This window comes from Sphingomonas faeni (assembly GCF_023195535.1).
Taxonomy (GTDB): Bacteria; Pseudomonadota; Alphaproteobacteria; order Sphingomonadales; family Sphingomonadaceae; genus Sphingomonas; species Sphingomonas faeni_B.
Genome location: NZ_JALPNF010000024.1, coordinates 1 through 3558 on the forward strand (window position 1 = coordinate 1; position 3558 = coordinate 3558).

General features: G+C 52.7%; 5 protein-coding genes. 2 read left to right on the forward strand and 3 right to left on the reverse strand.

What is annotated here, in order from left to right:
- Nucleotides 1-162: 162 nt before the first annotated feature.
- From SPHN_RS18275 to SPHN_RS18285, 3 genes are all read right to left on the reverse strand, one after another.
- Nucleotides 163-528: a hypothetical protein gene (locus SPHN_RS18275; RefSeq protein ID WP_248525264.1), complete on the reverse strand. Its 366-nt coding sequence runs from the start codon at nt 526-528 to the stop codon at nt 163-165.
- Nucleotides 529-533: 5 nt separating this feature from the next.
- Nucleotides 534-854 (reverse strand): hypothetical protein, encoded by a 321-nt coding sequence (locus tag SPHN_RS18280; RefSeq protein ID WP_248525265.1) that lies wholly within the window; start codon nt 852-854, stop codon nt 534-536.
- A gap of 375 nt (nt 855-1229) precedes the next feature.
- Complete coding sequence (locus tag SPHN_RS18285) at nt 1230-1406, reverse strand: hypothetical protein (RefSeq protein ID WP_248525266.1); 177 nt, start codon at nt 1404-1406, stop codon at nt 1230-1232.
- Between the two features lie 75 nt (nt 1407-1481).
- Between SPHN_RS18285 and SPHN_RS18290 the strand changes: the two genes are divergently transcribed.
- Both SPHN_RS18290 and SPHN_RS18295 read left to right on the forward strand, forming a co-directional pair.
- On the forward strand, nt 1482-3050 hold the full coding sequence (locus SPHN_RS18290; RefSeq protein WP_248525267.1) for an anti-phage dCTP deaminase: 1569 nt from the start codon (nt 1482-1484) through the stop codon (nt 3048-3050).
- Between the two features lie 137 nt (nt 3051-3187).
- A complete protein-coding gene (locus SPHN_RS18295) occupies nt 3188-3379 on the forward strand; it encodes a hypothetical protein (RefSeq protein ID WP_248525268.1) in 192 nt (63 codons plus the stop codon).
- Nucleotides 3380-3558 lie beyond the last annotated feature (179 nt).

Genomic DNA, 3558 nt, shown 5'->3' on the forward strand with positions numbered 1-3558 from the left:
ATTGACTGCCGCTCTGCCATACGCTTGAGAATGGCTTAATTGTGCATCGTCGGTTCTCGACCGTCTGCAGGTCCGGGCTCATCCTCGTGTCGATCGTGACCCTATTGCTTATGATAGAATTATACCATGCAGCGCCGAGGGTTTCAGTTCATTCTGAGGAGGTTAGTCGGTCTCAGCAATGACGAGGTATGGTGACCACCAAGCGATATAGATGGTTTGGTCGTTACTCGTCCGCTTCACCGAGTTTTTATACGTCATGTCGATCACGCCGCAGCCCGGATGATCGACAAGGCCTTCGAACAGATAGCGCTCGATGGCCTCGCCTTCCGTAGCCGTTCTCTTCCAATCCAGCAGCACAAACCCGTCAAGATTTCCGCCCAACCCCTTCGCCCAACGCCGGTAGTGCTGTCGTCGCGTTGTTGGGTCGGTTGTTATCCCCACGACAAACTGCACCACCTCTTTGCTCGCAACGATCATGCGACATGTCGAGAGGAGGTCCTCGCATCGTTTTAAGGTCGTGGCATCCATGGAAATTATCCTGCTGGCGCAATAGGGCACTGATACGCAGACAGCGTAATCTGGTGCTGATTGTGATCGACCGTGGAGCCGGTCATCACGGCAGAGTTGGCTCCTGCGGCTTTCGCTTTCTCAAGGGCCGCGATCAATGCTGCTCGCGATGTTTTGCTCGCGCTCGTCATGGCAAAGCGCATTGCCGAGACGATATCAACAAACTTACAGCTTTTGGCTTGGTCCTCAGTGATGATCGAGATGTCGGAAGGCAGAGGTTTGTCCTTCGCAGTGGCTGATACGCCGGTCATCAAAAGGACGGTAAATACCAAATGCCTCGCGCGCATACTCTTCTCCAACCAACGATTGCGTCCGACGACTACCAGCCCATGGCTATCGTCGCACGGACATTCCGCGCATTCATTTCGATTCCGAAATGCACGATCTGCAGCATCAGGATTGACGGAAAACCGTGGGTCGTACCAGCGAGAATTCGGGGTGGGTTTTGGAATGCGACTTCGTCTCAGCCGGGCGTCGAGTTCGTGATCGTCTCAACAGGGGCCGGGTCAGCCGGGTCCGCGATATAGTCCGCAGGGTTCGTGAGGATCGCAGCAGAGCATACATCACGGACGGGAGGCGGATAGAAATGGCGACGACTTCAATAAACGCTGCGACAACTCCAGCATCCGAGATCAACCAACGCTACTTTAAAACTCGCCGGATCATCGAAGCGGCATTGGCAGCGATTCACGACGAGCATCGTAAGGCGAATCACCGTTGTCCCGGCCATATCGACCAACCGGAATAAACTCAGCACCCATCCGCTTCGCAAGCCGCTCAGCGGTCTTCGCCATCTCCTCGTTAAGCTGACGAGAGGATATGATCCGGTCCTGTGCCATCCAATTTTCCTCGCTTCGCGTCATCAGAATTTGATCCTATACCCACGACGGGGACAACGGCAATAGGCAGAACGAATGGGGAACGGAATTGACGCTGTTCGATATCCCGAACTCGTAATCGGGATCGCGGGGGCACTCGGAATCGATATCGAGGAGATCGTTTCCTCGCTCACGGACGCGCTTGCGGCGGTCTCATACAAGACCCGTCTTATTCACATAACGCGAGAGATAGCGGACGAAATCACAAACGTTCCGCTCCCCACCACATCGGATTTTGCCGCCGAAGCCAATTTCAAAATGGACCATGCAAACGCAGTCTGCTTGAAATATGGTGGCCCCGAAACTCTTATGAGATTTGCGATCCGTGCGATCCGACAGCACAGGGCCAATCAAATCGTTGTCGCGGGTATGGACGAGTCCACCCCTCCGGACGAACGTGTGATCCCCCGCACTGCTTACATTATTAGGCAACTCAAACGTCCAGAAGAAGTCCACCTACTTCGAAAAGTTTACGGCAAACAATTCATATTGCTTTCTGCATACGGATCGATGGAGAGCCGCCGGTCTGCACTGGAAACAAAGCTAAAACGAAGCCTTCCCCTCAATACTCCTGAGTATGAAATTAGCTGTAACGCAGAAGAGCTTCTTCATCGAGATCAGAATGAAGGGATTGAGCGCTCTGGGCAACACCTAAGGGATACATTTCACTTAGCTGATGTATTTATAGACGGCATTTACAAGATTGCGATGCAAGACACCATCGCTCGATTTATCAACGCCTTCTTTGGAAAGGCCGATATTGCTCCGAGTAAAGCGGAGTATGGCATGTATGCTGCAAAATCAGCCTCGCTTCGATCAAGTGACCTTTCTCGACAAGTCGGCGCAGCAATATTCACAGTTGATGGAGAATTGATAACGCAGGGCTGTAACGAAGTTCCAAAGGCTTTCGGGGGAACATACTGGGACGGCGAACTCCCTGATTTTCGCGACGTTAAACTGGGATTTGACCCCAACGATATTCTTAAGAAAGAGGTAGTTCGGGACCTCTTGGAGCGCTTAGCGAAGGGGGGCATGCTCTCGAAACGCGCACTCGAAATCGGTCATGCTGCTGCGATAGTTGATGCGCTTTTAACAAAGCCCACAAAGGATACCCCCGAAGGGCATGGTTGCTTAACTGAGGCGGCAGTCACCGACCTCACGGAATACGGGCGGGTAGTGCATGCTGAAATGTGTGCAATTTGCGATGCTGCCCGACTTGGCCGGGCAATTCGCGGCGCTATACTTTATTGCACGACTTTTCCATGTCACAATTGCACCAAGCACCTACTTGCTGCTGGATTATCCATTGTAATATTCATGGAGCCGTATCCAAAAAGTAAAGCAAAGGAGCTTCATGAACATGAGGTCGAAATTGAAGAGCTTTCGACCGAACGAGTTAGCTTTATGCCGTTCATTGGCATCTCACCTTTCCGATATCGTGATATATTTGAAAAAGGTCGTCGCAAATCGTCCGGCATCGCGCTGAAATGGATTTCGGGAGGCCCTCAACCCATGCTTGACCTTTCAGCGCCGACGTATGTGGACCTTGAAAGCTTTGAGTTTCATAAATTGATTTCTGACATTCGACCGCTTCCCGCAGATTAGGTGATAGCCCTCAACACCGCAGTGATGACTACTGATCTCGACGGCTCAGCGCCCTCGATCGTCGACCAAGAAGCTGGAGTCGACGCCGGTCACCCCGGCAGGAGCGCTTGTCTCAATCCTGCCAACATAAATACTCGATGAGAATCTTTGATATTTCCCAGCAGGACGACACGATCCCTATCTCATGGCTGTTGCAGAACTCCCAGCTTCCGATCGGCGATCATCGTCGCCTACCGCAAGCACTTCGTGACAGGTTGGCCGAGGTCGCGATCAAGCAGATGCAGGCGCAGGTTGATTCCAGCAAGGTCGATCCGGGCTGGGTTTTTTAAGTCCTGCTCAGGCCCTTTCCCAATCGTCTTCAACATCGAATTGTCCGACGAACTGAACCGCGCCGGGTTTGTCGGAGGCTCCAACTCCTGAGAAGGTGGAGCCATGACGAGCAAGACGACGAACAAGTTTGCGCCCGAAGTCCGCGAGCGGGCGGTACGGATGGTTTTCGATCACGAGC

Coding starts and splice junctions, on each gene's coding strand:
- SPHN_RS18275 (WP_248525264.1), bottom strand. CDS start 528: ATGGATGCCACGACCTTAAAACGATGCGAGGACCTCCTCTCGACATGT.
- SPHN_RS18280 (WP_248525265.1), bottom strand. CDS start 854: ATGCGCGCGAGGCATTTGGTATTTACCGTCCTTTTGATGACCGGCGTA.
- SPHN_RS18285 (WP_248525266.1), bottom strand. CDS start 1,406: ATGGCACAGGACCGGATCATATCCTCTCGTCAGCTTAACGAGGAGATG.
- SPHN_RS18290 (WP_248525267.1), top strand. CDS start 1,482: ATGGGGAACGGAATTGACGCTGTTCGATATCCCGAACTCGTAATCGGG.
- SPHN_RS18295 (WP_248525268.1), top strand. CDS start 3,188: ATGAGAATCTTTGATATTTCCCAGCAGGACGACACGATCCCTATCTCA.